Raw genomic sequence first — 25,540 nt, 5'->3', positions numbered from 1 at the left:
GCAGGCGGCGGCGGTCAGGCGAGCGCGATGAGCCCGGCGCCGGTGGGGGTGAAGCCGCAGCCGGTCTCGTAGAAGCCGCGCAGGTGGTCCTCGAAGTCGACGTGCAGCCACTCGCAGCCCGTGCCGCGGGCGCCGGCGACCGCAGCCTGCACGAGGGCGGTGCCGATCCCCTCCCGCCGTCGGTCGCCGCGGACCAGGGTGTCGAGCAGGAAGGCGTGCACCCCACCGTCCCAGGCGACGTTGACGAAGCCGACCAGCTCGCCGCCGTCGACGGCCGTCACCCAGCCGAGGCTGAACCGTTCGACCTGGGCGTTCCAGCCGTCGTCCAGGAGGCGGTGGCCGAAGCCCTCGGCGTGCAGGGCGTTGACGTCGGCGTCGGTGAACGCACCGCGCCAGCTGTACTGGACCATCCGGGCACCGTAGGTCGCGCGACGGGACGGCGCCTCCGAGTTGCCGGCGGCGCGGTTCAGCCGATGACGGTGAAGACGTCCCAGAGGCCGGTGATCTGCAGCGGGCGGACGACGGCGCGGGTGCCACCGACCCGCATCTGGAGCGTGCGGCCGCCGGCCTCGGCGGCGCGGTGGGCGGTGGCCAGGGCCGACAGCCCGGCCGAGTCCAGGAACGTGACGCCGGTCAGGTCGACCTCGACGGTCACGGTGCCGGGACGCTCGAGGACCTCGAGCAGGCAGCTGCGCAGCCCCGGGGCGGTGGTGGAGTCGATCTCGCCGTTGACCGAGATCGTGCAGCCGTCGGCCGAGGTGGCGGAGCGGACGTCGATGCGGGTCGGGTCGAGGTCGATGGGGAGTGCGGTCATGAGGACCTCCGGCTGGCCAGGGTCGGCGGGGAGACCGACCGGGTGCGCCGAGCAGACGAGCACTCGGTCGCGGCTGGTGGTTGAACCGCGAGGACGACGCTAGGCACCGGATCGGTCGTGCACAAGGGGTCTCCGGCGTGGCGGACGCCGCCACGCCGTGCAGACCAGCCCGGACGTCGGGCGTGTCCACCGCTCTCCGGCGTCCGCGCCGATCACCGGCACCGGCCGCACAGCCTCGGGGCGGATACTGGTGTCCATGTCGAAGTGGACGTTGCTCGCCGGGGTCGTGTGGGTGGGCCTGACCGTGCTCGCCTTCGCGGTCGACCCGATCCTGGGCGCCCTCGTGCTGATCTTCGGCGGCGCCGGCATGGTCGTCGTCCAGCTGGCCAGCAGCTGGGACCAGCACCCCGACTTCGAGGCCCGCGAACTGGCCCGGTCGCGGCGGCGCAAGGTCAAGTGGGAGCGCACCGCCCCGGCCCGGGAGAAGGACGCCGCGCGGTACGCCGCCCACCAGGCCCGGCAGGCCGCCAAGCGCCGGACCGAGGCCGACACCCCCTCCTGACCGCCCACCGGGAAACCCCTGGACGGCGGCACGACGCCGTCCGTACCGTCCCCGCCATGGGCTCCTGACACGGCCGCACCACCGATGAGCTGACCCGCGAGGCTGCCGAGCAGCTCCGCCGTCCGCCGGTCCCCCGGCCGACCACCTCCCCCGCTCGTCCCGGCGTGCCCCTCGGCCGCCGGCCACCCTTCCTGGAGGCCCCCGTGTCACGACCCACCCCTGCCCTCGACGGCGCCGTCGAGGCCCGCGCCCAGCTGCCCGAGGACGCCCAGGTCGACTTCGACCGGCTCGTCCACGGCGTGCTCGCCGGCCGGCAGTCCGCCCTCGGTCCCGCGCTGCGCAGCCAGCTGCCCGGCACCGGCGGCGTGCGCTGGCTGCACGCCGAGGGCGTCTCCCCCACGGCCCGCCCGTCGGTGCTGACCGCCGCCCAGTGGTCGTCGCTGTACGAGACGTGGCAGGCCACCCAGCGGGCACCGCGGGCCGGTGGCCGCAGCGAGGGTCACGGCCCGCGGGCCGACAGCCGGCACGGCCACGCCCCCGGCGCCCAGGCCGCCCCCCGCTGGTTCTGAGAGGACCCCCTTGCCCCCCACCGCTCGCAAGCTCGCGGCGGGGCCCTGCAAGGGGGCCGTCATGACGTCGCTCGCCGGTGGGTGGTGCGGCCGCTGGCCACCCGCCGGTGGTCGGCGCTTCAGCTGATGCTGTCCTCGGCGGCGAGCTCGGTGGCGCGCTGGGGGTGGGCAAAGGCCTCGGCGAGTGCCTGCCGCAGCGGCCACGCACCGGCCCGCCAGGCCAGGGCGCGGCCCAGTGCGGCCGGGGTGCCGTCGACGGCGTCCGTGTCGGTGCCGGGCCACCAGGCGACGCTGCGGCCGCCGCTGACGGTGAGCGTGGGGTGGACCGCCACCTGCCCGGTCAGCTCGGCCAGCCCGAGCCGGGTGGCGGCCAGCCGCGCGCCCGGCACCTCCGACCAGGCCACCGTGCGCGCGGCCCGGCTGGTCACCCGCGCCTGCTCCTGCTCGCTGGCCAGCGGCAGGTCGAGCAGGTCCGCGACCGCCTCGGGGGCACCACCGGCGGGCACGAGCGGCGCGTCGACCAGTGGCAGCGACCACGGTGCGTCCAGCACGACGGCCTCGGCGCTGACCCGCTCGGGGGCCACCCGCACCCGCGCCGGCGGCTCGACGTCCACGCCGTCCAGGACGGCGGCGAGCCGGGCGTAGACGGTGCGCAACACGGCCGGGCCGACCGTGCGTGCCGGGTCGCCCAGCCGGTCCAGCAGTTCGAGGGCGTCGTCGACGTCGACCAGCAGCTCGGCCACGGTCGAGGCCGGCCGCAGCAGCTCCCGCACGGCCGGTGGCAGCTCGGGCACGGCGTCGTACAGCCCCTGCAGCTCCCCCTCACCGGCGGCCCGGAGCTGGTCGGGGCGGGTGCCGGACAGCACCGGCGAGGTCCGCAGCCACCAGCGCAGGTACCCCGGGACCACGGTGCCCCCGAGGTCGACGTCGGCGCGCGCGGCGTCGGGCAGGGCGGCCAGCAGCGGCAGCGCGCGGTCCCAGTCGCGGACGAGCTCCAGGTCGCGGACGACGGTGAGCGCGGGCCAGTCCGGCGGCGGCGCGTCCGCGGGCAGCCGGTCCAGGACGGCGTCGAGCCACTCCTCGGCCCGGTCGACGTCGAGCTCTTCGGGGTCGGCTGCGGTGAGCAGCGAGAACGTGTCCAGCACCCCGACCGCCCGCAGCGCCCCGGCGTCCTGTCCGGCGGCGAACTCCGGGTCCAGGACGCCCAGCGCACCGGGCTCGAGGACGTCGGCCAGCGGGGAGCCCGGGCGCACCAGCTCCCCGGCCGGTGCCCAGCCGCCGTCGTCGTCGGGCAGCGCCAGCTCCCCCAGCCAGGGCAGCTCCCCCGGCGCCGGTGCCGCCGCGGCGACCAGCGCGAGGACGGCGTCCGCCAGCGGTTCGACGTCCTCGTCGTCGTCGGCCCGGTCCAGCGAGCTCTCCACCGCGGCCCGCACCTCGGGGGCGGCGAGCACGGTGGCCGCGGTGGCCGGCTGCGCGCCGAGCCGTTCCAGCACCCGCCGGGCGGCGCCGGTGACCGCGGCCGGGTCGGCGGTCCGCAGCCCCAGCGGGGCGAGCCGGTCGGCCGGCAGGGCGGCGTCGGCGAGCAGCACCCCGGCCGGGGACTGCGCGGTGCGCCCGTCGGCGAGCGGCACCGGCAGGGCGGCCAGCTCCTCGCGGTCGGCGCCCTCGAGGGCGGTGTACAGGTCGGCCCACCACTCCCCCGGCCGCTGTACGCCGCGGACGGCCTCGACCACGTCGGCCAGTCCGGCCCGGCGCACGCCGAGCGCCGTCCGCACCCGGGCGTCGCCGCGTCGCGACCAGCCGGCCGGCAGCAGCCCGGGGAGGACACCGACCAGCGCGGCCACCCGCTCGTCGGAGGCGTCGTCCAGGGCGACGGCGCGGTCGGGCCGCAGCGGAGGCTCCTCCGGGTCCGCGGCCGGCAGCCAGGCGGTCGCGGTGAGCCGGTCGAGCACGGCGCGGCACAGGGCGGCGTCCAGCTCGGCGGCGGCCAGGCCCACGCCGGGCACCAGCTGCAGCAGCACCGGGTCGGCGGGCAGGCCGGCGAGCAGCTCGGCGTAACCGTCGGCGGCGGCCCGGACCAGCGCGTCGGTGACCGGCCCGGGGGCCACGTGCCGCCGGTCGGGGCCGAGCGGGAACGGCGCGACCAGCCGGGCGGGCAGGGACAGCGGCTCGTCGCTGGGCGTCGGGGCGTGCAGCACCTGACGGCCGGGCAGCGGGGCGGGGACGCCGTCGTCGTCCAGCGGCACCGCCCAGGTCAGGGTGGACGCGCGGCGCCCGCGCTCCTCGACCGGGCGGTCGGCGAGCAGCTCCGCGGGCAGCTCGACGGTGCGCTGCACCAGCTGCCACGTCCGGGTCGTCGGGCCGTCACCGAGCACGACCCGGCTCCCGTCCTGGTCACGGGTGAGCGTGCGGGTCACCCCGTCGAGCACGACGTCGACCTGGGCCAGCGCGGGCAGGGCCAGCAGCAGCTCGGCGTCCAGCGCCTGCAGCGCAGCGCGGACGGCGGCGGCGCTGCCCGCGAGCAGCGGCAGCACGACCTCGGTGGCGAACTCGGCCGGCGGGGCGCCCTCGGCGTCGAACGGCAGCCGCAGCACCGGGACCGCGCCGTCCCGGCGGGCCAGCTCCTCGGCCAGCGCGGGGACGGCGGCGACGGCGTCCCGGGTGGCGGCCGCGCTGAACCGCACCGACCGGCCGGTGGAGTGGACGGCGGGTGCGTCGGTCACGGCCAGCACGGCGGCGAACCCGACGCCGAAGCGGCCGACGCTGTCGGCGGCGTCCCGCTTGGCCGACGCCCGCAGGGTGGCCAGCGCCTGCACGCCGTCGTCGTCGAGCGGGGCGCCGGTGTTCGCCGCCCGCAGCTCGTCGCCGGCGAGCTCCAGGCGGAGGTGCCCCGGCCCACCGGTGCGGGCGGCGGCGTCGGCGGCGTTCTGCGCGAGCTCGACCAGCAGCCGGTCGCGGTAGCCGCCGCGGACCAGGTCCTCCTCGGCGTTGGCGTCCTCGCGGAAGCGCGCCGGGGAGTCGGCCCAGGCGGCGAGCACCCGGCGGCGCAGTTCGGTCGGCTCGGGCACCCGCGCAGCATGCCGCAGACCGGACGGGCCCGTCAGCCGCGGGACAGGGCGCTGTGCCCCTCGGGCAGCGGCACGGCGGGGGCGTCGGGCGGGCGGGGCCGGTCCTGGGGGTGGGCGCGGATCGCCAGCAGGGCGACGTCGTCCTCGACCTGGCCGTCGAGCTCGTCCAGCACCCGGTCGCACAGCTCCTCCAGCGGGAGGTGCCGCAGCCGCTGCACCAGCCCGGCCAGCCAGGCCACGCCGTCGTCCAGCGGGACGCCGCGGCGCTCGATCAGCCCGTCGGTGTAGAGCAGCACGGTCGAGCCGGGCGCGAGCTCGTGGGCGTGGTCGGACCGGGGCCGCTCCGGGTCGACACCCAGCAGCAGGTCGGCGGGCCGCTCCAGCACCTCCACCGTCCCGTCGGGGAGCACGAGCAGCGGCGCGGGGTGCCCGGCGTTGGACCAGCGCAGCACCCGCGCTCCCCGGGCGGCGTCCGCGGGGGTCTGCTCGACGCTGGCCAGCACCGCGGTCGCCAGCGTGCCGATGGCCAGGTCGCGCATCGCGCAGTCCAGTCCGGTGAGCACCTCGGCCGGCCGGCCGCCGCTGTGATGCGCCACCCCGCGCAGCACGTTGCGCACCTGCGCCATCGCGGCGGCGGAGTGGCTGTCGTGGCCGGCCACGTCACCGATGACCAGCACGGTGCGACCGTCGGCCAGCACGAAGCTGTCGTACCAGTCGCCGCCGACCTGGGCCAGGCGGGCGGCGGGCAGGTAGCGGACGGCGACCTGCAGGTGGTCCGGGGCCGGCGGCTCGGAGAGCAGGCTGCGCTGCAGCGCCTCGACCGTGCCGGCCAGCGCGGTGAGCGCCGTCCGCTCGGCGACCCGGGTCTGCAACCGGTCCAGCGCCTGGGCGGCCTGGGCGGCGAAGGCGACCACGACCTCCATCTCCGTCGGTGTGAACGCCTGCGGCTCGGCCCAGCCGATGGTCAGCGAGCCGACCAGCCGGCCACCGGTCTCCAGCGGGAGCGCGACCCAGGCCTCACAGCCGGTGTCGCTGACGACCGGCGTCATGTCCGGGGTCATCGCCGCGCACTCCGCGGCGTCGTGCAGGACGACGGGACGACGTGTGCGGGCGGCGACGCAGGCAGGCAGCGGGCCGGCCAGCGGCAGCTGCCCGTAGATGTCCGGGGTGTCCGTGCCGAGCCCGTCGGTGATCACCAGCCGCAGCGTCGCCGGGTCGTCGGGGTCGGTGACCGCGACCGCGCCGCCCCGGGCGCCGAGCACCGTCAGCCCACGGTCGACGAGGTCGCGGGTCAGGGCGTGGACGGTCTCCGCGCGGCCCAGCGTCAGGGCGAGCTCGGCCAGGGCGGCCAGCTGCCGCGCGCTGCGCAGCTCCGCCTCCCGGGTCTGGATCCGGTCGACGGACTGGCTGCACTGCGCCGCGAAGGCGGTCAGCAGCTCCACCTCGGCGGGACCGAACTCGTGCGGGGCGTCCCAGGCGATGGTGAGGACGCCGACGTCCCGGTCGGCGGTGCGCAGCGGGAGGCTGGCGAAGGCCACCGCGCCGGTGGCCTCGACCACGTCGGCCATCTCCGGGGCGAAGGCGAGGCAGGCGGCCCGGTCGGGGAGGAAGACCGGGCGGCCGGTGCGGCTGGCCACGCTCACCGGCAGCGGCCCGGACACCGGCACCGCCCCGTAGGCCGCCTGGGTGCGCTCACCACCCAGGCCGTCGGACACCACGGAGGCCAGGACGTCGCCCTGCCGGACCGCCACCGCCCCGCCCGGTGAGCCGACCAGCGCCAGGCCGCCCTCGGTGACGACGGAGACGAGCTCGGCCACCGTCTGGGCACCGGCCAGCCGCAGGGCGATCCCGGCCAGCGCGGCGAGGCGGCCGGCGCTGACGGCCTCCGCGGCGCGGGCGTCGGCCAGCTCGACGCTGCGGGCGAAGAGGTCGGACTCGACCTCCAGGACCCGGCGCTGCAGGGCCGAGGAGTCGATCCCGGCGCGCTCCTGCTCCCGCACGAAGTCGGTGACGTCCTCGGCGCGCTGCAGGAGGTAGGCGCAGCGCCCCTCGGTGTCCAGGACCGGTGTGCTGATGAGGCTCCAGAAGCGCTTGCTGAACCCGCCCGCACCGTCGGGGATGTCGTACTCGTGCAGCGGCATGGTGTCCGGCTGCAGGGTGTCGCGGGCGCGCACGAACGAGTCGTGGATCGCGCTGGCGCCGCCGTCGGCCTGGGTCTCCGACGGGTTGCCGGGGAACGCCTCGAAGACCGGCTGGCCCACGATCTCGGAGCGGGTGCGCCCGGTCGTGGCCAGGTAGGCGTCGTTGGCCTCGGCGATGACCAGGTCCGGCGTCATCAGCAGGTACGGCGTCGGCATGGCGCCGAACACCGCGGCGAAGTCCACCACCGCGCCTCCCGACACGCCCGATCCAGACCCGCCCGATCCCACGTCCCCGCCCGTCCCCACCCGAGGGGCGGTCCAGCAGCCAGGGTAACGGCCACCGACGGCATCCCCGGGATGCGTCGCCGACCAGGTCCCGGCGGTGGAAACCCCACGGCGCAGCCCGGTCGGAGCGGGCATCGGCGTCCCCGGGTCACCTCAGGGGGCCGCTCACCGCAGGTGCTCTACGGAGCCGCGGACCCGGGCACCGCGGGCGCCCGGACCGCCCGGTCCGCTGGCGGGGCGGAGCGACCTACCGGCGGGTAACCTCCGGCGGCATGTCGCTCAACGAGGAGTTGCACAGCGTCTCCCGCACCACCGCCGGGACGGTGGCGCGTCATGACACCCAGGAGACCTTCCGGTCCACGAACCCGGCCACGGGGGCCGTCGTCGGGGTCTTCCCGGTGCACGACGCCGACGCCGTCGCCGAGACCGTCGCCCGGGCACGGGTCGCCGCGCAGACGTGGGCTGCTCTCGGCTTCGCCGGGCGGCGCGTGCGGCTGGCCGCCTACCGCGGCTACCTGGCGCGGCGGATGCACGAGCTGGCCGAGCTGGTGCACCGGGAGAACGGCAAGCCGCACGCCGACGCGATCCTGGAGATCACCCTGGCGATCGACCACCTTGCCTGGGCGAGCACGCACGCGAGCAAGACGCTCGGACCGCGCAGGGTCCGTGCCGGGATGCTCGCCGCCAACCACGCCGCCGTCCTGGAGTACCAGCCGCTGGGCGTCGTCGGCGTGATCGGCCCGTGGAACTACCCGGTCTTCACGCCGATGGGCTCGATCGCCTACGCGCTGTCCGCCGGCAACGCCGTGGTCTTCAAGCCCAGCGAGTTCACCCCGGCGATCGGCGCCTGGCTGGCCGCGGCCTGGCGGGCCGCCGTCCCCGACGTCGCCGACGCCTTCCAGGTCGTCACCGGCTCCGGTGGGACCGGCGCCGCGCTGTGCCGGGCCGGGGTCGGCAAGCTGGCCTTCACCGGCTCGGCCGCGACCGGCCGCACGGTGATGGCCACGTGCGCGGAGACCCTCACCCCGGTCCTCATGGAGCTCGGCGGCAAGGACGCGATGATCGTCGACGACGACGCCGACGTGGCCGCCGCGGCCGGCGCCGCCGTGTGGGGCGCGATGAGCAACGGCGGGCAGACCTGCATCGGCATCGAGCGGGTCTACGCGACCAGCGCCGTCTACGACCGGTTCGTCGCCGAGGTCACCAGCCAGGTGGCCGGGCTCCGCCCGGGCTCCGACGACGACGCGGCCTACGGCCCGATGACCATGGCCGGCCAGACCGACGTCGTCCGCCGGCACCTGGACGACGCGCGTTCCGCCGGTGGGCGGGTGGCCACCGGCGGCACCGTGGACGGCGGCTTCATCGCCCCCACCGTGCTGCTCGACGTGCCGGAGTCCTCCTCCGCCGTGCGGGAGGAGACGTTCGGTCCGACCCTCACGATCGCCCGAGTCCGCGACGCCGAGGAAGCGCTGCAGCGGGCCAACGCGTCGACGATGGGCCTGGGCGGCTCGGTGTTCAGCGGCTCGAGGGCCAAGGCGATGGACCTCGCCCGCCGGATGCGCAGCGGCATGACGTCGATCAACTCGGTGATCACCTTCGCCTCCGTCCCCGCGCTGCCCTTCGGCGGCGTCGGCGAGAGCGGCTTCGGCCGGATCCACGGTGAGGACGGACTGCGCGAGTTCTCCCGGGCGAAGGCGATCACCCGTCTGCGGTTCGCGCTGCCCGTGGACCTGATGAGCTTCCGGCGACCTCCCTCCGCCACCGACACCCTCGCCCGCGTGATGGGCATCGTCCACGGCAGTCACCGATGACCGGCGCCGTCGGCCGGGACGACGGGTTCGACGTCGTGGTCGTCGGGGCCGGCTCCGCGGGCTGCACGCTCGCGGGCCGGCTGACCGAGGACCCGTCGCTGCGGGTGCTGCTGCTGGAGGCGGGCGGGAGCGACGACGTCCTCGAGGTGCAGGTCCCGGCCGCCATGTACAAGACGTGGCGCACCCGCCTCGACTGGGGTTACGTCACCGAACCGCAACCAGGTCTGGGTGGCCGCGGGCTGTTCTGGCCGCGGGGCAGGCTCCTGGGCGGCTCGTCGTCGATCAACGCGATGATCTACATGCGTGGCGCGGCCGCCGACTACGACGAGTGGGCCCAGCTCACCGGCGACGACGGCTGGTCCTACGCCGACGTGCTGCCGCTGTTCCGCCGTGCCGAGGACAACTCCCGGGGCGCCGACGCCTTCCACGGCACGGGCGGACCGCTGCGCGTGGAGGACCTCCGCTCCCCCCATGCCTGGACAAGGGCCGTCGTGGAGTCCGCCGTGGCCGCCGGGTACGTCCGCAACGACGACTTCAACGGGGCACGCCAGGAGGGCGTGGGCACCTACCAGGTGACCCAGAAGCGGGGACGGCGGTGGTCGGCCGCCGACGCCTACCTCAAGCCTGCGCTGGACCGGCCGAACCTCACCGTCCGCACCGGCGCGCAGGCGACCCGTGTGCTCCTCACGGACGGCCGGGCCACCGGGGTCGAGTACCGGCGGGGCGGGCAGCTGCACACGGTGCGCGCCGAGGCGGAGGTGGTGCTCGCCGGCGGCGCGATCAACTCCCCGCAGCTGCTGATGCTCTCCGGGATCGGGCCGGCCGCCCATCTGCGCGAGGTCGGCGTCGACGTCCTCCACGACCTCCCCGGGGTCGGCGCCGGGCTGCAGGACCACCCCCTGGTGCCCACGATCTGGCACGTCCGGTCGGGGAGGTCGCTGTTCCGTGCGGAGTCGCCCTCGGGCTACGCGCAGTGGTTCGGCGCCCGCCGGGGGCCGTTGACCTCCAACCTCGCCGAGGCCGGTCTGTTCACCCGCAGTGACGCGGCACTGGCGGAGCCCGACCTGCAGTACCACTTCCTCCCGGTCAAGTTCTGGCGTCAGGCCGAGGTCGACCCCGACGTCGACGCGTTCACCGCGGCGACGGTGCTGGTGCACGTGGAGTCGCGCGGTTCGGTGCGGCTGCGCTCGGCGGACCCGTCCTGGGCGCCCGCGATCGACGCCGGCTACCTGACCGACGACCGGGACCTCGAGGCCATGGTGACCGGCATGGAGCGGGCCCGGGACATCGCCTCGGTGGGTCCGCTGGCCGGCGTGCTGGCCGACGAGTGGTCACCCGGTGGCGCGGTCCGGGGCCGGGAGGCGCTGAGGGTCAAGGCCCGGGAGACGCTGGAGTCCCTCTACCACCCGGTCGGCTCGTGCCGGATGGGCACCGACGATCAGGCGGTCGTCGACGCCCACCTGCGGGTCCACGGCGTCGACGGCCTACGGGTGGTGGACGCCTCGGTCATGCCGACGCTCGTCCGGGGCAACACCAACGCCCCCACGATCATGATCGCCGAGCGCGCCAGCGACCTGATCAAGCAGTCACTGGGCGCCGCGTCCTCCCCCGCCCAGCCCGACCACCGATGACCCTCCTGCGGGGCCCGTCCCGAGGCGGGTGAGGGGCGGGAGGGCCCTTCTTCAGCCGTGGGCCTCCATGGCCGCGGCGGGGACCGGGGTGACCGGCAAGGCCGTGTCCGGGTCGGCCGGACGGCGCCGCACCGAGACCGAGAGCGCGGCCGCGAGCACGCACAGGGCCGCGGCGCCGTACCAGGCGGCGTCGTAGGAACCGGTCGCCTCCCGGATCACGCCCGCGCCGAGGGCGGCCAGCGCTGCACCGACCTGGTGGGAGGCGAAGACCCAGCCGAACACGACCGGCGCCCGGGCACCGAAGTACTGCCGGCACAGCGCCAGCGTCGGGGGCACGGTGGCCACCCAGTCCAGCCCGTAGAACACGATGAAGGCCAGCATCGAGGCCTGGACGTCGGTGCCGAACAGCTGCGGCAGGAGCACCAGCGACATCCCGCGCAGCGCGTAGTAGGTCAGCAGCAGCAGCCGTGGGTCCACCCGGTCGGTCAGCCAGCCGGAGAAGACGGTGCCCACCACGTCGAAGACGCCGACCAGCGCCAGCAGCCCGGCCGCGGTGGTCACCGGCATGCCGTGGTCGTGCGCGGCGGGGATGAAGTGCGGCTGCACCAGCCCGTTGGTCGACGCCCCGCAGATCATGAAACCGCCGGCCAGCAGCCAGAACGCCCGGGTGCGGACGGCCTCGCTGAGCCCACGCAGCGCGGTGCGCCCGGGGTTGCCGCGCACCGGGTCGACGTCGTCGGCCGCCGTCCCGCCGTACGGGGCCACCCCCAGGTCCCGGGGCCGGTCGCGCAGCAACCAGGCGACGAACGGGGTGACGGCCAGCGCCGCGGCCGCCGTCCCGAGCGCCGCCGGGCGCCACCCCCACCGCGCGTCCACCAGGGCGACGACGGGCAGGAACACCAGCTGACCGGTGGCACCGGCCGCGGTCAGCACGCCGGAGACCAGCCCGCGCCGGGCGACGAACCAGCGGCCGGTCACCGTCGCGACCAGCGACATCGCCATCGAGCCGGTGCCCAGCCCGACGAGCACGCCCCAGCAGAGCATCAGCTGCCAGCTCGCCGTCATGAAGACGGTCAGCCCGCTGCCCAGGGCGGTCACCAGCAGCGCCGAGACGACCACCCGGCGGATGCCGAACCGCTCCATCAGCGCCGCGGCGAAGGGTGCGGTGAGCCCGTACAGCGCCAGGTTGACCGCGACGGCGGCGGAGATCGTCGACAGCGACCAGCCGAACTCCTCGTGCAGCGGGTCGATGAGCACCCCGGGCACCGAGCGGAAGGCGGCCGCGCCGACCAGCGCAAGGAAGGTCACCGCGGCCACCCACCAGGCGGGGTGGACCCGGTACGTGCGGAGCGCGGGCGCGGTGGTCACGACGGTGATCCTGCTGTCTAAATCCACGCGGGACCAGTGGCCCGACGGCCACTGTCTGCAAGGATCGGGCCATGCCACTGCACGAGGTCGCCGTCCTGGCCCTGGACACCGCCGTCGCCTTCGAGCTGGGGCTGCCGCACTCCTTCCTGGGCGGCGCGGTCGACGCCGCGGGTGACCCGCTGTACCGGGTGCGGGTCGCCTCGGTCGACGGCGGCCCGGTGGCCACGAGCGCCGGCTACGCCGTCCTGCCCGACCACGACCTGTCGCTGCTGGAGACCGCGGACACCGTCGTCGTCGCCGGGGTGTACGGCGGGCCGCAGATGGACGGCGTGCTCGCCCCCGAGGTGGCCGACGCGCTCACCCGGGCCGCGGGGCACGCGCGCATCGTGTCGATCTGCACCGGCGCGTTCGTGCTCGCCGCTGCCGGGCTGCTCGACGACCGGCCGGCGACCACCCACTGGTGGCACGCCCCCCGCTTCGCCGAGCTCTTCCCGCAGGTGCGGCTGGACCCCGACGTCCTGTTCGTCGACGACGGCGACGTGCTGACCTCCGCGGGCAACGCCGCCGGGATCGACCTGCTGCTGCACGTCGTGCGCCGCGACCACGGCAGCGAGGTCGCGAACAGCCTGGCCCGGCGGCGGGTGGTGTCCCCGTGGCGGGACGGCGGCCAGTCGCAGTTCATCCAGCGGCCGCTGCCCGAGTCCGACGACGCCGGTACCTCGGCGACCCGGGCGTGGGCGCTCGACCGGCTCAGCGAGCCGCTGGCCCTGGAGCAGCTGGCCGCCCATGCCGCGATGAGCGTGCGCACCTTCACCCGGCGGTTCCGGCAGGAGACCGGGCTCAGCCCCCAGCGCTGGCTGACCCAGCAGCGGGTGGAGCTGGCCCGCCGGCTGCTGGAGACCACCGACTCCCCCGTCGAGCGGGTCGCCGCCGACGCCGGGTTCGGCACCACGGCGTCGCTGCGCCAGCACCTGCACGCCGCCATCGGCGTCGCCCCGCTGGCCTACCGCCGCACCTTCCGCGGTGCGCTGCCCACGGACGCGACGTCGGGTGACCGGCTACCCACCCCGGTGTGACCAGTCCCTCTCCCGCTTCGGCCCGCTGGATGATCACGTCTGGCAGAGTGGTGGGCACCGGCGCCGCCCCCCGCTCATCCGAGAGCAGGTGGACTCGACGTCGGCGCGAGGCTGCGCCACGGAGGCGCGCCGGCGACCCGACGTCCGACCCGGAGCGACGCGGCCCCTGCGTGGTGGCCCCGCCTGGTGGACGAACGGTGGCCACCGGACCGTTGAGGACCACCAGATGACCAGCACACCGATCACCCCTGCCACCGACGGCGCCGACCGCCCGCGCCGTCGCGCCACCTCCCCCGCCTCGGCGCCGTCCGCCGACGCCGGCTCTCGCACCCCCCGCCCCGTCGCACCGGCCGGCCCCGAGGGCCGTCCCGGCGCCGAGGGTGACGCCGCGCGCCGCCGCCGTGGTGGCCGTGGCCGCGGCACCGGCCCCCGCCCCGAGGGTCAGGCCGCTCCCCGCACCGACGAGCGCGTGCCGGAGGCGCCGATCGTGCCCGTGGGCGCCGACGCCACCGTGCTGCCGACCGACACCACCTTCGCCCAGCTCGGCGTCCCGGCCCCGCTGGTCGAGGTCCTGACCGCCAGCGGGATCACCGCGCCGTTCCCGATCCAGGTCGCGACCCTGCCCGACACCCTCGCCGGCCGCGACGTGCTCGGCCGCGGCCGCACCGGCTCGGGCAAGACGCTGGCCTTCTCCATCCCGCTGGTCGCCCGGCTCGCCACCTCGACCAGCAAGCGCCAGCCCAAGCGGCCTCGCTCGCTGATCCTCGTGCCGACCCGTGAGCTGGCCAACCAGGTCGCCGCGGTCGTCGACCCGATGGCCCGCGCGCTGGGCATGAAGACCACCGTCGTCTTCGGCGGTGTCGGGCAGAACCCGCAGGTGCAGGCGCTCGCCGCCGGCGTCGACGTGCTCATCGCCTGCCCCGGCCGGCTCGAGGACCTCATCCAGCAGGGCCACTGCGACCTCGGTGCCGTCGAGGTCACCATCCTCGACGAGGCCGACCACATGGCCGACCTGGGCTTCCTGCCCGGCGTCAAGCGGCTGCTCGACCGCACCCCCAAGGTCGGCCAGCGGCTGCTGTTCTCCGCCACCCTGGACAACGGCGTCGACGTGCTGATCAAGCGCTACCTCGACCGGCCGACCACGCACTCGGTCGACCCGGCCGTCGCCCCGGTCTCCACGATGACCCACCACGTGTTCCGGGTCGACGCCGCCGACAAGGGCCAGATCGTCCAGGAGCTCGCCTCCGGCCTGGGCCGCACCGTGATGTTCACCCGCACCAAGCACCAGGCGAAGAAGCTGGCCAAGCAGCTCACCGCCGCCGGCGTGCCCGCGGTCGACCTGCACGGCAACCTCAGCCAGAACGCCCGCGAGCGCAACCTCGAGGCGTTCAGCAACGGCGAGACCCGGGTGCTGTGCGCCACCGACATCGCCGCCCGCGGCATCCACGTCGACGACGTCGCGATCGTCGTCCACGTCGACCCGCCGGCCGAGCACAAGGCCTACCTGCACCGCTCGGGCCGCACCGCCCGGGCCGGTGCCGGCGGCATCGTGGTCACCATCGCCACGCCCGACCAGGCCGGTGAGGTCCGCACGCTGGCCCGCCAGGCCGGGATCACCCCTGACGTCTCGGCGATCAAGCCCGGCGCCCGGGAGATCACCGCGCTGACCGGCCCGGCCGCGCCCTACGTCGAGCCGGCCCCCGTGGCCGAGCCGCAGCCGCAGGGCACCGGTGGCGGCGGCAACGGCGGTCGTCGTCGTCGCAGCGGTGGCGCCGGCAGCGGGTCCGGCACGGCGTCGGCCGGTTCGTCGTCCGCCGGTGGCGGCCGCGGCGGGCAGGCCCGCTCCGGCGGCCCGGCCCGCACCCGGGCCGAGCTCGCCGCGCGGGCCGGCCAGGCGCCGTCGGGTGCCGGCCGCGGCCGCGGTCGCACCGGCCGCTGACCCAGTAGCGACCACACCGGGCCGGTGGTGGCCGTCCCCGCGGACGGCCAGCACCGGCCCGTGCTCGTCCTGGCTCACCGCGCGTGCTCCTGGCTCACCGTCGGACGTGAGCCAGGAGCAGGCACGATCAGGTGACCTGATCCCGGACGCCCCGGTCGCGAGGGTCCTGGGGCGGCGACGATGATGTTGGGCCAGCATCCCCGTCGCCAGTGAGGTCCCCATGCGTCTGCCCATCACCCCCAGCGAGATCGCGCCCCGGCTCGCCACCGGTGCCTTCATCCTGAACTCCGGCCTCGGCAAGCGGGGCGCCGACGAGGGCACTGCCGCGGGCCTGCACGGTTTCGCCGCCGGCACCTACCCGTTCCTGGGCAAGGTCGAGCCGAAGACCTTCGCGAAGGTCCTGTCGACCTCCGAGATCGTCATCGGCGCCGCCCTGCTGACCCCGTTCGTGCCCGCCGCCGTCGCCGGTGCCGCCCTGACCGGCCTGTCCGCCGGCCTGCTGGGTCTCTACCTGCGCACCCCGGGCATGACGAAGCCGGGCCGGAGCCTCGCTCCCACCCAGGAGGGGCTGACCATCGCCAAGGACGTCTGGATGCTCGGCATCGGCCTGGGCCTCATCACCCAGGGCCTGACCGGCCGCGAGGCCAAGGTCACCGTCGGCGGCCGCACGGCCAAGCGGAAGTAACAGAAGGACCCCCTCGCCCCCCACCGCTCGCACGCTCGCGGCGGGACCCTACGAGGGGGCCTGGAGCTCGCGGACCAGGGCGGCGAGCTCGGCCGGCCGGGTGTGGGGCAGCATGTGCCCCGCACCCGGCAGCTCGACCAGCCGGCCGCGCGGCGCGCAGCCGGCCAGGTGGACCGCCCAGTCGTGCGGGCACAGCGCGTCCCGGGACCCGCGGACGACGACGACCGGCACCCGCACCCGGCGCAGCCGCTCGTCGACCGGGTCCGCGGCGATCCGGTGCCACAGCGCGGTCATCGCCGGCGGGCCGGTCTGCAGCCACTGCGACAGCAGCAGCGGGACCTGCCACCACGGCTCACCCAGCGCCGTGCGCAGCCACCGGCCGGCCAGCACCCGCCGGCGCAGCATCCGCGGGTCGGTGGTCGGCCCGAGGAGCAGGACGGCGGCGACCCGCGGATCGCGCTCGGCGACCGCCGCGACCACCTGGCAGCTCTGCGAGTGCCCGACGAGCACCACCGGCCCCGGACCCAGCCCGGCCTGCAGCTGCGCGGTCAGCTCCGCCAGCGGGCCGACCGGCCCCCGCCGTCCCGTCCCGGGCAGCAGCACGACGCGGCCGCCGACCAGGTCACGGACGCGCGCCGAGGACCGCGCGTCGAGACCGAGACCGGGGACCCACACGGGTGTGGGAACACCGTTCACCTCCAGGCTGCTCATGTAGATGCCGACTCTGTGAGGGACGACGCCACCCCGCAGCGGAGGGTGGCCGCAGGATCGGACGCAGTAGTGGGAGGATGAGTCATCATGACGACATCAGGAGGCAGCGTGACCACCGCAACCCAGTCCACCGGACGGCGGCCCCGGGTGGTCATCGTCGGCTCCGGCTTCGGTGGCCTCTTCGCAGCCAAGCAGCTGCGGAAGGCCCCGGTCGACATCACCCTCGTGGCCAAGACCACCCACCACCTCTTCCAGCCGCTGCTCTACCAGGTCGCGACCGGCATCCTCTCCGAGGGCGAGATCGCCCCGGCCACCCGGGAGATCCTGCGCGACCAGGACAACGCCCGCGTGGTGCTCGGTGAGGTCACCGACATCGACACCACCGCCCGCACCGTCACCTCGGTGGTGCTGGGCCGCACCAGCGTCCACGAGTACGACGAGCTGATCGTCGCTGCCGGTGCCGGCCAGTCCTACTTCGGCAACGACCAGTTCGCCGAGTTCGCCCCGGGCATGAAGAGCATCGACGACGCCCTCGAGCTGCGCGGCCGCATCTTCGGCGCCTTCGAGCTGGCCGAGCTGGCCACCGCGCCGGAGGAGATCGACCGGCTGCTCACCTTCGTCGTCGTCGGCGCCGGCCCGACCGGTGTGGAGATGGCCGGGCAGATCGCCGAGCTGGCCCGCCGCACGCTGCGCAAGGACTTCCGGCACATCGACCCGACCAGCGCCCGGGTGATCCTGCTCGACGCCGCCCCGAAGGTGCTCCCCCCGTTCGTCGACAAGCTGGGCGAGGCCGCGGCCAAGAAGCTCAAGTCGATCGGCGTGGAGATCCAGCTCGGTGCGATGGTCACCGACGTCGACGCCGACGGCATCGTGGTCAAGGACAAGGACGGCCACGAGCGCCGCATCCACGCCGCCACCAAGATCTGGGCGGCCGGCGTGCAGGCCAGCCCGCTGGGCAAGCTGCTCGGTGAGCAGACAGGGGCCGAGGTCGACCGAGCCGGGCGCATCTCCGTCCAGCCCGACCTGACCCTGCCCGGCCACCCCGAGATCCAGGTGGTCGGCGACATGATGTCGCTCAACCGCCTCCCCGGTGTCGCCCAGGTCGCCATCCAGGGTGGCCGGTTCGCGGCCTCCGCCATCCAGGCCCGGATCGCCGGCCGGCCCACCAAGCCCGAGTTCGTCTACCACGACAAGGGCAGCATGGCGACCATCTCGCGCTTCGACGCGGTCGCCGACCTGGGCAAGATCAAGTTCAGCGGCTTCTTCGCGTGGGTGATGTGGCTGCTCGTGCACATCGTCTACGTGGTCGGCTTCAAGAGCCGGTTCACGACGGTGGTCGGCTGGGCCGTCAGCTTCCTGGGCCGTGGCCGCGGGCAGCGCACCGCCACCCAGCAGCAGGTCTACGGCCGGCTCGCCCTGGAGCAGCTCGGCTCGGACTTCGAGGTCTCGAAGACCGGCGGCCGGCACCACTACGGCGAGAAGGTCGACGTCACCGGGCGCGAGTCCGCCTGACGCACCGCACCACCTCGACGGCCCGGTCCCCGCACCCGCGGGGGCCGGGCCGTCGGCGCATCAGGCGCCCGTCCCGTCCCCGGCCGCCGCGGCCAGCTGCCGCACCCGGGCCTCGGCCCGGTCTCGGATCGCCACGGCCGTCTCCGCCCGTCGGACGGCGGCGTCCCGCCGACGCTCGGCCGCCGACACCGCGGCGGTGGACTCCTCGGCCTCCCGCCGGGCGCGACGCAGCTCCCGCTCCAGCCGGTCGACCCGCTGCTGCAGCTCGTCCCGCCGTTCGCCGGCCGCGGTGACCTCCGCCCCGGCGGTCTGCGCGGCCGCCTCGGCGTCCCGGGCCATGGCGGTGGCCTCCTCGGCGTCCCGGCGGGCCTGCTCGAGCTCCCGCCGGGCCTGCTCGGCCGCCTCCCGGCGGCGCTGCTCCTCGGCCTCCCGGCGGTCCGCGGTCCGCGGCCTGCGCGCCGGTGCCGGGGCGGCGGCACGCACCGGCGTGGCCACCGCGCCGTCGAGGTCGACCGGTCCCATGCCGCTGTAGGACAGCGCCGCGGTGAGCCGGCCGGCCCGCAGCGCCTCCCCCGCGCCCGGGTCGGCGACGGCGGCCCGCAGCGTGGCCTCCACCTGCTCGGCCACCGCGGTGCTCACGTCGTGTCCCTCGGCGTGGGCCAGCCCGCGCGCCTGCCGGGTGAGGGCGGCGACCAGCAGGTTCCGCTGCCGGCCCAGCTCGCGCAGCTGGTCACCGGAGAGGTTCACCTGGGCCGCGCGCAGCAGCTCGGCCAGCTCGGCGAGCTGGGCGACCTCCTCGGGCTGCCGGCGGACGAGCAGGTTGCAGACCCAGGCCGCCGTCGTCGGCTTGGGCAGCGCGGCGACCGCGGTGGCCAGCGGCTTGTCCCCCGCCGCGCGGGCGCGGTCCCGGGCGGCGGTGCGGGCGGTCGTGAACTCCTCGGGCGGGACGCCGTAGAGCTCCTCGGCGACGGCGTCCAGGTCGCCGGCCGGGTCGCCGCTCAGGGGGTGCGCCAGTCGTCGAGCCCAGCCTCTGCGAGGGCGACGGCGGAGACACGGCCGATGCCGGACTCCGACCCGGTGAGGACGGCGACGCGCGGCGGCTGGCTGCTCTGGCTCATGGCCGCAGCGCTACCCACCCGCGCACCGGGCGATGCGGGGGGGTCTGCCGCCGGCCGGCAGCGCCGGGGTCGCGGCGTCGCCGGCCGGGGCTCAGACGGACGCGAGCCGCCGGCCGGCCACGGGCTCCCGGCGGTGCGGCGCGGCCAGCCGGTGGCTGACGACCGCCAGCAGCGTCAGGCTGACCACCGACAGGACGGCGTAGGCGACCGTGCTGCCCGACAGGTCCCAGGCGGTGTGCAGCGCGACCACGACGACGAAGGCGAGCACGAAGCGGCCCACCTCCGCGGCGTGCCAGTGTTGGGCAGCGGCCCGCCAGAGAGCGGCGGCGGCCAGCGCCGTCCAGGCCATGTGCGCCGCGGGGCTGAGGACGCCCCGCAAGAACAGCACGCTGTCGACCACCTCGAGGTCGCCCCGGGACTGGACCAGGACGACGAACGCGTAGCCCATCGTCTCCAGGACGGCGAAGCCCGCACCGCAGGCGACGCCGAGCAGCAGGCCGTCGGCGGGATGCCGGTCGCGCCGGACGAACAGCAGCACCGCGGCGGGGAGGATCAGCTTCGCGGCCTCCTCGATCAGCCCGACCGAGAGCATGGGCAGGGCGCCGAGGCGCTGCAGGGTGTTGTACTCCAGCACCCCCGCGGTGACCACGCCGATCACCCCGCCGACCAGAGCCGTGAGCAGCACCGTCCCGGCGCCGACCGCAAAGACCAGACGCCGCCCGGCGATGAAGGTGACGAAGGCGGTCGGCACCACTGCCGCACCCAGCAGGAGCAGCGCGGGCAGCAGGTTGGGGTTGCCGGTCTCCGCGATCGCGCGCTGGATCAGCTCGTACAGCGCCAGGCCGCCGAGCAGCACCAGCAGCCAGGACCACCGTCGCGCATGCCCCATGGTGGGAGGACCTCTCGTCGGGTTCCGGCGGGCGCTGCTCACCCGCGCCCAGGGCCGGCGCGCGTCGCACGCGGCACCGGTGGCCGCGGACGTCGTCGTCCCGGCGGGGCCTCTCAGCCTCCGCCACCGGACCGGAGGCGGCCACCGGAGGCGCCGCCCTCAACGCCGCGGCAACCGCCCCTCGGCCGCGTCCCACGCCGCGGACGACGAGGACGGGCGGTAGCGCACGACCTCCTGGGTCGCCCGCAGCAGCTGCCGCAGCTCGGACAGCCCGCCCGCGACGGCTCCCCCGGCCCGGGCCTGGACGAGCACGTTGCCCAGCGCGGCGGCCTCCACGGGACCGGCCACCACCGGCAGACCGCAGGCGTCCGCGGTCAGCTGGCACAGCAGCGCGTTGCGGGCCCCGCCGCCGACCAGGTGGACGACGTCGACGTCCTGCCCGGACAGCTGTGCGGCCTGCCGGACCGCGCGCCGGTAGGCCAGCGCCAGGCTGTCGAGGATGCAGCGCACGGTCTCGGCCTGGCTCTGCGGTGGGGTCTGCCCGGTCTCGGCGCACAACGCGGCGATCCGGGCCGGCATGTCGCCCGGCGGCAGGAACCGCGGGTCGTTGCAGTCGACCACCGCGCTGAACGCCGGCACGCGGGCGGCGGCGTGCAGCAGCTCGGTGAGCCCGGCCGGCAGCCCCGCCGCCCGCCAGGTGCGCTGGGACTCCTGCAGGAGCCACAGCCCCATCACGTTGCGCAGGTAGCGGACGGTGCCGTCGACGCCGGCCTCGTTGGTGAACCCGGCCCGCCGGCTGGCCTCGGTGAGCACCGGCGCCGCCAGCTCGACGCCGGCCAGCGACCAGGTGCCGCAGGAGACGTAGGCGAACCGCTCCGACTCCGCGGGCACCCCGACCACCGCCGAGGCCGTGTCGTGCGAGCCGACGGCGGTCACCGGCACCGGACCGGTCAGCCCGGTGTCGGCGAGCACGTCGGCGGTCAGCTCACCGAGCCGGTCACCGGGCCGGGTGAGCGGCGGGAAGAGCCCGCGCGGGAGACCGAGCGCGTCGATCAGCTCGTGCGACCACTCCCCCGTCGCGGCGTCCAGCAGCCCGGTGGTCGAGGCGTTGGTGACCTCGGCCCCCACCGCCCCGGTGAGCCAGTGGGCCAGCAGGTCCGGGACGAGCAGCGCCGTCCGGGCGGCGGCCAGCCGGGCCGTGCCGCGCTGGGCGGCGAGCTGGAACACCGTGTTGAACGGCAGGTGCTGCAGCCCGGTCACCGCGTACAGCCGCTCCGGCGGCACGACGGCGTGCACGGCGGGGACGGCGGTGGCGTGCCGGGCGTCCCGGTAGTGCACCGGGTTGCCCAGCAGCTCCCCGTCGGCGTCGAGCAGCCCGACGTCGACCGCCCAGCTGTCGATGCCCACGCCGTCCAGCCGCCCGACGTCGCGGCCGGCGGCCCGCAGCCCGTCGAGCACGCCGCCGTAGAGGGCCAGCACGTCCCAGTACAGGGTGCCGGCCACCCGCACCGGGCGGTTGGTGAACCGGTTGACCTCGTGCAGGTCCAGCCGGGCCGGGCCGACCCGCGCCGTCATCACCCGGCCACTGGAGGCACCGAGGTCGACGGCGGCGAGGGTCAGCTCCCGGCCACCCTGGGGGGCCATGTTCGCCACCATGGCCCCGTCAGCGGAGGAAGGCGGCGGCGACGCCGGAGTCGACCGGCACGTGCAGCCCCGTCGTCCGGGTGAGCTCGCCACCGGTGAGGGCGAAGACGGCGTCGGCCACGTGCTCGGGCAGCACCTCGCGCTTGAGCAGGGTGCGCTGGGCGTAGTAGGCGCCGAGCTCCTCCTCCGGCACCCCGTAGACCGCCGCCCGCTTGGCACCCCAACCGCCGGCGAAGATCCCCGAGCCCCGGACGACGCCGTCGGGGTTGATGCCGTTGACCCGGATCTGGTGCTCGCCGAGCTCGGCGGCCAGCAGCCGCACCTGGTGCGCCTGGTCGGCCTTCACCGCGGAGTAGGCGATGTTGTTCGGCCCCGCGAAGACGGAGTTCTTGCTGGAGATGTAGACGACGTCGCCGCCCATCCCCTGCTCGATCATGATCCGGGCCGCCTCGCGGGAGACCAGGAAGCTGCCCTTGGCCATCACGTCGTGCTGCAGGTCCCAGTCGCGCTCGGTGGTCTCCAGCAGCGGCTTGGAGATCGACAGCCCGGCGTTGTTGACCACCAGGTCGACCCCGCCGAAGGCGAGCACCGCCGCGCGGAACGCAGCGGCCACGGCCTCACCGTCGCTGACGTCGGCGGCCACGCCCACGGCCACGTCGGCCGAGCCGATCTCCGCCGCGGCGTCGCTGGCCTTGGCCAGGTCCAGGTCGGCGATGACCACGCAGGCGCCCTCGGCGGCGAGCCGCTGCGCGATCGCCTTGCCGATCCCGCTGGCGGCACCGGTGACGAGAGCGACCCGGGTGGCCAGCGGCTTGGGCTTGGGCATCCGGGCGAGCTTGGCCTCCTCGAGCGCCCAGTACTCGATGCGGAACTTCTCCCGCTCGTCGATCGGCGCGTAGGTCGACACCGACTCCGCGCCCCGCATCACGTTGATCGCGTTGACGTAGAACTCACCGGCGACCCGGGCGGTCTGCTTGTTGGCACCGAAGCTGAACATGCCGACGCCGGGCACCAGCACGATCGCCGGGTCCGCCCCGCGCATCGCCGGGGAGTCCGGCTCGGCGTTGCGGTCGTAGTAGGCGGCGTAGTCGGCGCGGTAGGCCTCGTGCAGCTCGCGCAGCCGGGCCACGACGTCCTCGACCGGTGCGCTCGCCGGCAGGTCGACGACCATCGGGCGCACCTTGGTGCGCAGGAAGTGGTCCGGGCAGGAGGTGCCCAGCGCGGCCAGCCGCGGGTGCTCTTCGCTGCTGAGGAAGTCCAGCACGACGTCGGAGTCGGTGAAGTGCCCGACCTGCGGCTTGTCGGTCGAGGCCAGGCCGCGGACGACGGGGAACAGCGCGGCGGCCCGCGCCCGGCGCTCCGTCTCCGGCAACGGCTCCATCTCGGGCACGCGGCTGCCGAAGGGCTGGGGACGGCCGCGCTCGGCGAGGAACCGCTCGGCCGTCGCGATGATCTCCCGCGAGTTGGCCTCGCACTGCTCGCTCGTGTCGGCCCAGGCCGTGATCCCGTGACCGCCGAGAACGGCGCCGATGGCCTGCGGGTTCTTCTCCGCGATCTCGGCGATGTCCAGGCCCAGCTGAAAGCCGGGACGGCGCCAGGGCACCCAGACGACGCGGTCGCCGAAGCACTCGGTGGTGAGCGCCTCGCCGTCCGCGGCGGTGGCCAGCGCGATCCCGGAGTCGGGGTGCAGGTGGTCGACGTGCGCTGCGCGGACCAGCCCGTGCATGGCGGTGTCGATGCTCGGTGCGGCTCCTCCGCGGCCGAAGGCGCAGTGGTCGAAGGCGGCGACCATCTCGTCCTCGCGGTCAACGCCGGGGTAGACGTCGACCAGCGAGCGGAGCCGGTCCAGCCGGAGCACGGCCAGGCCCTCCTCCCGCAGGGTGCCGAGGTCCCCACCGGAGCCCTTCACCCAGAGCAGCTCGACCGGCTGCCCGGTGACCGGGTCGGTCGCGGTGCCGGCGGCGGAGGTGTTCCCGCCGGCGTAGTTGGTGTTCCGCGGGTCCGCGCCGAGGCGGTTGCTGCGGGCGATCAGGTCACTGACCACGGGGTTGGTCACGTTCAGGTCCTCTCGATGGTGACGTGCTGGAACGGCCCGGCCGCAGGGCCCCGCGGCGCGCGGAGCGTGTCGTGGGGGGCGGTCGGGTCCTTTCAGGCGCCCCAGCCGGCCTGCTGGCCGCCGATGCGCTCGGTGGCGATCTGCTCGGCGTGGCCGGACGCGGCGTAGGCCCGGTACGGGTCGGCGGGCAGGCCCTGGGACTCCCGCAGCTCGGCCAGCAGCGGACGGACGTCGGTGTTGTAGGCGTCCATCAGCGCGGCGTTGGCACCGAGGACGTCACCGGAGCGCTGGGCGGTGCGCAGCGCGTCGCGGTCGACCAGCAGCGCCTTGGCGGTGGCCTCCTGGACGTTCATCACCGAGCGGATCTGGCCGGGGATCTTCGGCTCGATGTTGTGGCACTGGTCGAGCATGAAGTTGACGCCGGACTCCGGGCGGAGCGCGTCGGCCCGGACGATCTCGTTCATGATCCGGAACAGCTGGAAGGGGTCGGCCGCGCCGACGATGAGGTCGTCGTCGCCGTAGAACCGGGAGTTGAAGTCGAAGGCGCCGAGCCGGCCGATGCGCAGCAGCTGGGCGACGATGAACTCGATGTTGGTGTTCGGCGCGTGGTGCCCGGTGTCCAGCACGACCATCGCCTGCTCGCCCAGGGCCAGGCAGTGCAGCAGCGAGGTGCCCCAGTCGGGGATGTCCATCGTGTAGAAGTACGGCTCGTAAAACTTGTACTCCAGGATCAGCCGGTGCCCGGGGTCCAGCTCGGCGTAGACCTGCTGCAGCGACTCGGCCAGCCGCTCCTGCCGGTCGCGGATGTCGTCCTGGCCCGGGTAGTTGGTGCCGTCGGGCAGCCAGATCTTCAGGTCGGTGGAGCCGGTGGCCCGCATGACGTCGATGCACTGCACGTGGTGGGCGACGGCCTTGGCCCGCACGGCCGGGTCGGCGTTGGTGAGCGACCCGAACTTGTAGTCGTCGTCCTGGAACAGGTTCGAGTTGATCGCGCCGATGGAGACGCCCTCGTCGGCAGCGTGCTGGGCGAGCTTGCCGAAGTCGTCGACCAGGTCCCACGGGACGTGCAGCGAGACCCGCGGCGCGGCGCCGGTGAAGCGGTGCACCACGGCGGCGTCGCTGATCTTCTCGAACGGGTCGCGCGGCACCCCGGGTGAGCTGAAGACCTTGAACCGGGTGCCGGCGTTGCCGAACGCCCACGACGGCAGCTCGATGGTCTGGGTGGCGAGGGCGGCGAGGGCCTGCCCGCGGAGGTCGGTCACTGGGTCGCTCCGATGGTGGTGGTGGGCTCGTCCCCGGCGGCGGCCAGCTGGTCGCCGAGGTCGAAGATCAGGTCGAGGGGCCGGGCGCTGCGGTCGGGCCGCCCGTCGGGGAGCTCGAAGAAGGGCGCCATGTCGGCCTGCCAGCGCGCGTTGGCAGCGGTCTCCTCCATGGCGGCCTGCGCGGCGGCGAGGTCGTCGGTCACCAGCGTGCCGACGACGAGGCCGTCGTCACGGAGGAAGAGCTGGTAGTCCGACCAGCCGGTGTCCCGCAGGGCGCGCAGCATGTCCGGCCACACCTGGGCGTGGCGGGTGCGGTACTCGTCGAGCCGGTCGGGGCGGACCTGCAGGGTGAAGCAGACGCGGGGCACGTCGTTCCTCTCCGGAGTGGTGCCCCGTGGC

General features: G+C 75.5%; 20 protein-coding genes. 8 read left to right on the top strand and 12 right to left on the bottom strand.

Translation table 11 applies throughout. From position 1 onward, the window contains the following. Positions 1–14: 14 nt before the first annotated feature. Positions 15–410: a GNAT family N-acetyltransferase gene (locus tag GCU67_RS00460; RefSeq protein ID WP_163608963.1), complete on the bottom strand. Its 396-nt coding sequence runs from the start codon at positions 408–410 to the stop codon at positions 15–17. A 56-nt stretch (positions 411–466) separates the two neighbouring features. Continuing rightward, on the bottom strand, positions 467–814 hold the full coding sequence (locus tag GCU67_RS00455; protein WP_163608962.1) for an STAS domain-containing protein: 348 nt from the start codon (positions 812–814) through the stop codon (positions 467–469). A 256-nt stretch (positions 815–1,070) separates the two neighbouring features. On the opposite strand from GCU67_RS00455, the gene GCU67_RS00450 reads away from it, so the two are divergent. Both GCU67_RS00450 and GCU67_RS00445 read left to right on the top strand, forming a co-directional pair. Beyond that, complete coding sequence (locus tag GCU67_RS00450) at positions 1,071–1,376, top strand: hypothetical protein (RefSeq protein ID WP_163608961.1); 306 nt, start codon at positions 1,071–1,073, stop codon at positions 1,374–1,376. A 203-nt stretch (positions 1,377–1,579) separates the two neighbouring features. Next, complete coding sequence (locus GCU67_RS00445; RefSeq protein WP_163608960.1) at positions 1,580–1,945, top strand: hypothetical protein; 366 nt, start codon at positions 1,580–1,582, stop codon at positions 1,943–1,945. Between the two features lie 119 nt (positions 1,946–2,064). Here the strand turns inward: GCU67_RS00445 and GCU67_RS00440 are convergent, their stop codons facing one another. Together GCU67_RS00440 and GCU67_RS00435 are read right to left on the bottom strand one after the other, a co-directional pair. Then, on the bottom strand, positions 2,065–5,013 hold the full coding sequence (locus tag GCU67_RS00440; protein WP_338104682.1) for a sacsin N-terminal ATP-binding-like domain-containing protein: 2,949 nt from the start codon (positions 5,011–5,013) through the stop codon (positions 2,065–2,067). Between the two features lie 32 nt (positions 5,014–5,045). After that, positions 5,046–7,415 (bottom strand): SpoIIE family protein phosphatase, encoded by a 2,370-nt coding sequence (locus GCU67_RS00435; protein ID WP_211660516.1) that lies wholly within the window; start codon positions 7,413–7,415, stop codon positions 5,046–5,048. 296 nt (positions 7,416–7,711) lie between these two features. On the opposite strand from GCU67_RS00435, the gene GCU67_RS00430 reads away from it, so the two are divergent. Beyond that, on the top strand, positions 7,712–9,250 hold the full coding sequence (locus GCU67_RS00430; RefSeq protein ID WP_163608958.1) for an aldehyde dehydrogenase family protein: 1,539 nt from the start codon (positions 7,712–7,714) through the stop codon (positions 9,248–9,250). Then, a complete protein-coding gene (locus tag GCU67_RS00425; RefSeq protein ID WP_163608957.1) occupies positions 9,247–10,881 on the top strand; it encodes a GMC family oxidoreductase in 1,635 nt (544 codons plus the stop codon). The genes GCU67_RS00430 and GCU67_RS00425 overlap by 4 nt, the downstream gene beginning before the upstream one ends. 51 nt (positions 10,882–10,932) lie before the next feature. Here GCU67_RS00425 and GCU67_RS00420 read toward each other — a convergent pair whose 3' ends face one another. Continuing rightward, positions 10,933–12,249, bottom strand: a complete 1,317-nt coding sequence (locus GCU67_RS00420) for an MFS transporter (protein WP_163608956.1) — start codon at positions 12,247–12,249, stop codon at positions 10,933–10,935. A 71-nt stretch (positions 12,250–12,320) separates the two neighbouring features. Between GCU67_RS00420 and GCU67_RS00415 the strand changes: the two genes are divergently transcribed. The 3 genes from GCU67_RS00415 (at position 12,321) to GCU67_RS00405 (ending at position 15,949) form a co-directional block, all read left to right on the top strand. Continuing rightward, positions 12,321–13,325 carry a GlxA family transcriptional regulator gene (locus GCU67_RS00415; RefSeq protein ID WP_163608955.1) on the top strand — a complete coding sequence of 335 codons (1,005 nt, stop codon included), beginning with the start codon at positions 12,321–12,323 and terminating at the stop codon, positions 13,323–13,325. A gap of 226 nt (positions 13,326–13,551) precedes the next feature. After that, positions 13,552–15,264, top strand: coding sequence for a DEAD/DEAH box helicase (locus GCU67_RS00410; protein WP_163608954.1), 1,713 nt, complete (start codon positions 13,552–13,554; stop codon positions 15,262–15,264). 220 nt (positions 15,265–15,484) lie between these two features. Next, positions 15,485–15,949, top strand: coding sequence for a hypothetical protein (locus tag GCU67_RS00405; RefSeq protein ID WP_163608953.1), 465 nt, complete (start codon positions 15,485–15,487; stop codon positions 15,947–15,949). 48 nt (positions 15,950–15,997) lie between these two features. Here the strand turns inward: GCU67_RS00405 and GCU67_RS00400 are convergent, their stop codons facing one another. Next, positions 15,998–16,660, bottom strand: coding sequence for an alpha/beta fold hydrolase (locus GCU67_RS00400; RefSeq protein WP_163608952.1), 663 nt, complete (start codon positions 16,658–16,660; stop codon positions 15,998–16,000). 108 nt (positions 16,661–16,768) lie between these two features. On the opposite strand from GCU67_RS00400, the gene GCU67_RS00395 reads away from it, so the two are divergent. Further along, a complete protein-coding gene (locus tag GCU67_RS00395; protein ID WP_338104680.1) occupies positions 16,769–18,172 on the top strand; it encodes an NAD(P)/FAD-dependent oxidoreductase in 1,404 nt (467 codons plus the stop codon). 60 nt (positions 18,173–18,232) lie between these two features. On the opposite strand, the gene GCU67_RS00390 is transcribed toward GCU67_RS00395, so the two are convergent. From GCU67_RS00390 to GCU67_RS00360, 6 genes are all read right to left on the bottom strand, one after another. Further along, positions 18,233–18,919 carry a hypothetical protein gene (locus GCU67_RS00390; RefSeq protein WP_163608950.1) on the bottom strand — a complete coding sequence of 229 codons (687 nt, stop codon included), beginning with the start codon at positions 18,917–18,919 and terminating at the stop codon, positions 18,233–18,235. Between the two features lie 462 nt (positions 18,920–19,381). After that, on the bottom strand, positions 19,382–20,179 hold the full coding sequence (locus GCU67_RS00380) for a PrsW family glutamic-type intramembrane protease (RefSeq protein WP_163608949.1): 798 nt from the start codon (positions 20,177–20,179) through the stop codon (positions 19,382–19,384). Positions 20,180–20,338: 159 nt separating this feature from the next. Then, positions 20,339–21,823, bottom strand: coding sequence for a rhamnulokinase (locus tag GCU67_RS00375; RefSeq protein WP_163608948.1), 1,485 nt, complete (start codon positions 21,821–21,823; stop codon positions 20,339–20,341). A gap of 19 nt (positions 21,824–21,842) precedes the next feature. Further along, positions 21,843–23,879 carry a bifunctional aldolase/short-chain dehydrogenase gene (locus GCU67_RS00370; protein WP_163608947.1) on the bottom strand — a complete coding sequence of 679 codons (2,037 nt, stop codon included), beginning with the start codon at positions 23,877–23,879 and terminating at the stop codon, positions 21,843–21,845. A 92-nt stretch (positions 23,880–23,971) separates the two neighbouring features. Next, entirely contained in the window at positions 23,972–25,141 is a 1,170-nt protein-coding gene (rhaI, locus tag GCU67_RS00365) for an L-rhamnose isomerase (RefSeq protein ID WP_163608946.1), read from the bottom strand. Continuing rightward, positions 25,138–25,509, bottom strand: a complete 372-nt coding sequence (locus tag GCU67_RS00360) for an L-rhamnose mutarotase (RefSeq protein WP_163608945.1) — start codon at positions 25,507–25,509, stop codon at positions 25,138–25,140. The genes rhaI and GCU67_RS00360 overlap by 4 nt, the downstream gene beginning before the upstream one ends. Positions 25,510–25,540 lie beyond the last annotated feature (31 nt).

It is taken from the genome of Modestobacter muralis (genome assembly GCF_010682105.1).
Lineage (GTDB): Bacteria > Actinomycetota > Actinomycetes > Mycobacteriales > Geodermatophilaceae > Modestobacter > Modestobacter muralis.
The sequence above is the reverse complement of the archived record's forward strand: the minus strand, read 5'-3'. Positions and strand labels throughout refer to the sequence as shown.

Bases quoted from the DNA above. Each gene is read 5' to 3' on its own strand.
- GCU67_RS00460 (WP_163608963.1), bottom strand. From the start codon at position 410: ATGGTCCAGTACAGCTGGCGCGGTGCGTTCACCGACGCCGACGTCAAC.
- GCU67_RS00425 (WP_163608957.1), top strand. From the start codon at position 9,247: ATGACCGGCGCCGTCGGCCGGGACGACGGGTTCGACGTCGTGGTCGTC.
- GCU67_RS00430 (WP_163608958.1), top strand. From the start codon at position 7,712: ATGTCGCTCAACGAGGAGTTGCACAGCGTCTCCCGCACCACCGCCGGG.
- GCU67_RS00405 (WP_163608953.1), top strand. From the start codon at position 15,485: ATGCGTCTGCCCATCACCCCCAGCGAGATCGCGCCCCGGCTCGCCACC.
- GCU67_RS00380 (WP_163608949.1), bottom strand. From the start codon at position 20,179: ATGGGGCATGCGCGACGGTGGTCCTGGCTGCTGGTGCTGCTCGGCGGC.
- GCU67_RS00455 (WP_163608962.1), bottom strand. From the start codon at position 814: ATGACCGCACTCCCCATCGACCTCGACCCGACCCGCATCGACGTCCGC.
- GCU67_RS00410 (WP_163608954.1), top strand. From the start codon at position 13,552: ATGACCAGCACACCGATCACCCCTGCCACCGACGGCGCCGACCGCCCG.
- GCU67_RS00400 (WP_163608952.1), bottom strand. From the start codon at position 16,660: ATGAGCAGCCTGGAGGTGAACGGTGTTCCCACACCCGTGTGGGTCCCC.
- GCU67_RS00450 (WP_163608961.1), top strand. From the start codon at position 1,071: ATGTCGAAGTGGACGTTGCTCGCCGGGGTCGTGTGGGTGGGCCTGACC.
- GCU67_RS00375 (WP_163608948.1), bottom strand. From the start codon at position 21,823: ATGGCCCCCCAGGGTGGCCGGGAGCTGACCCTCGCCGCCGTCGACCTC.
- GCU67_RS00415 (WP_163608955.1), top strand. From the start codon at position 12,321: ATGCCACTGCACGAGGTCGCCGTCCTGGCCCTGGACACCGCCGTCGCC.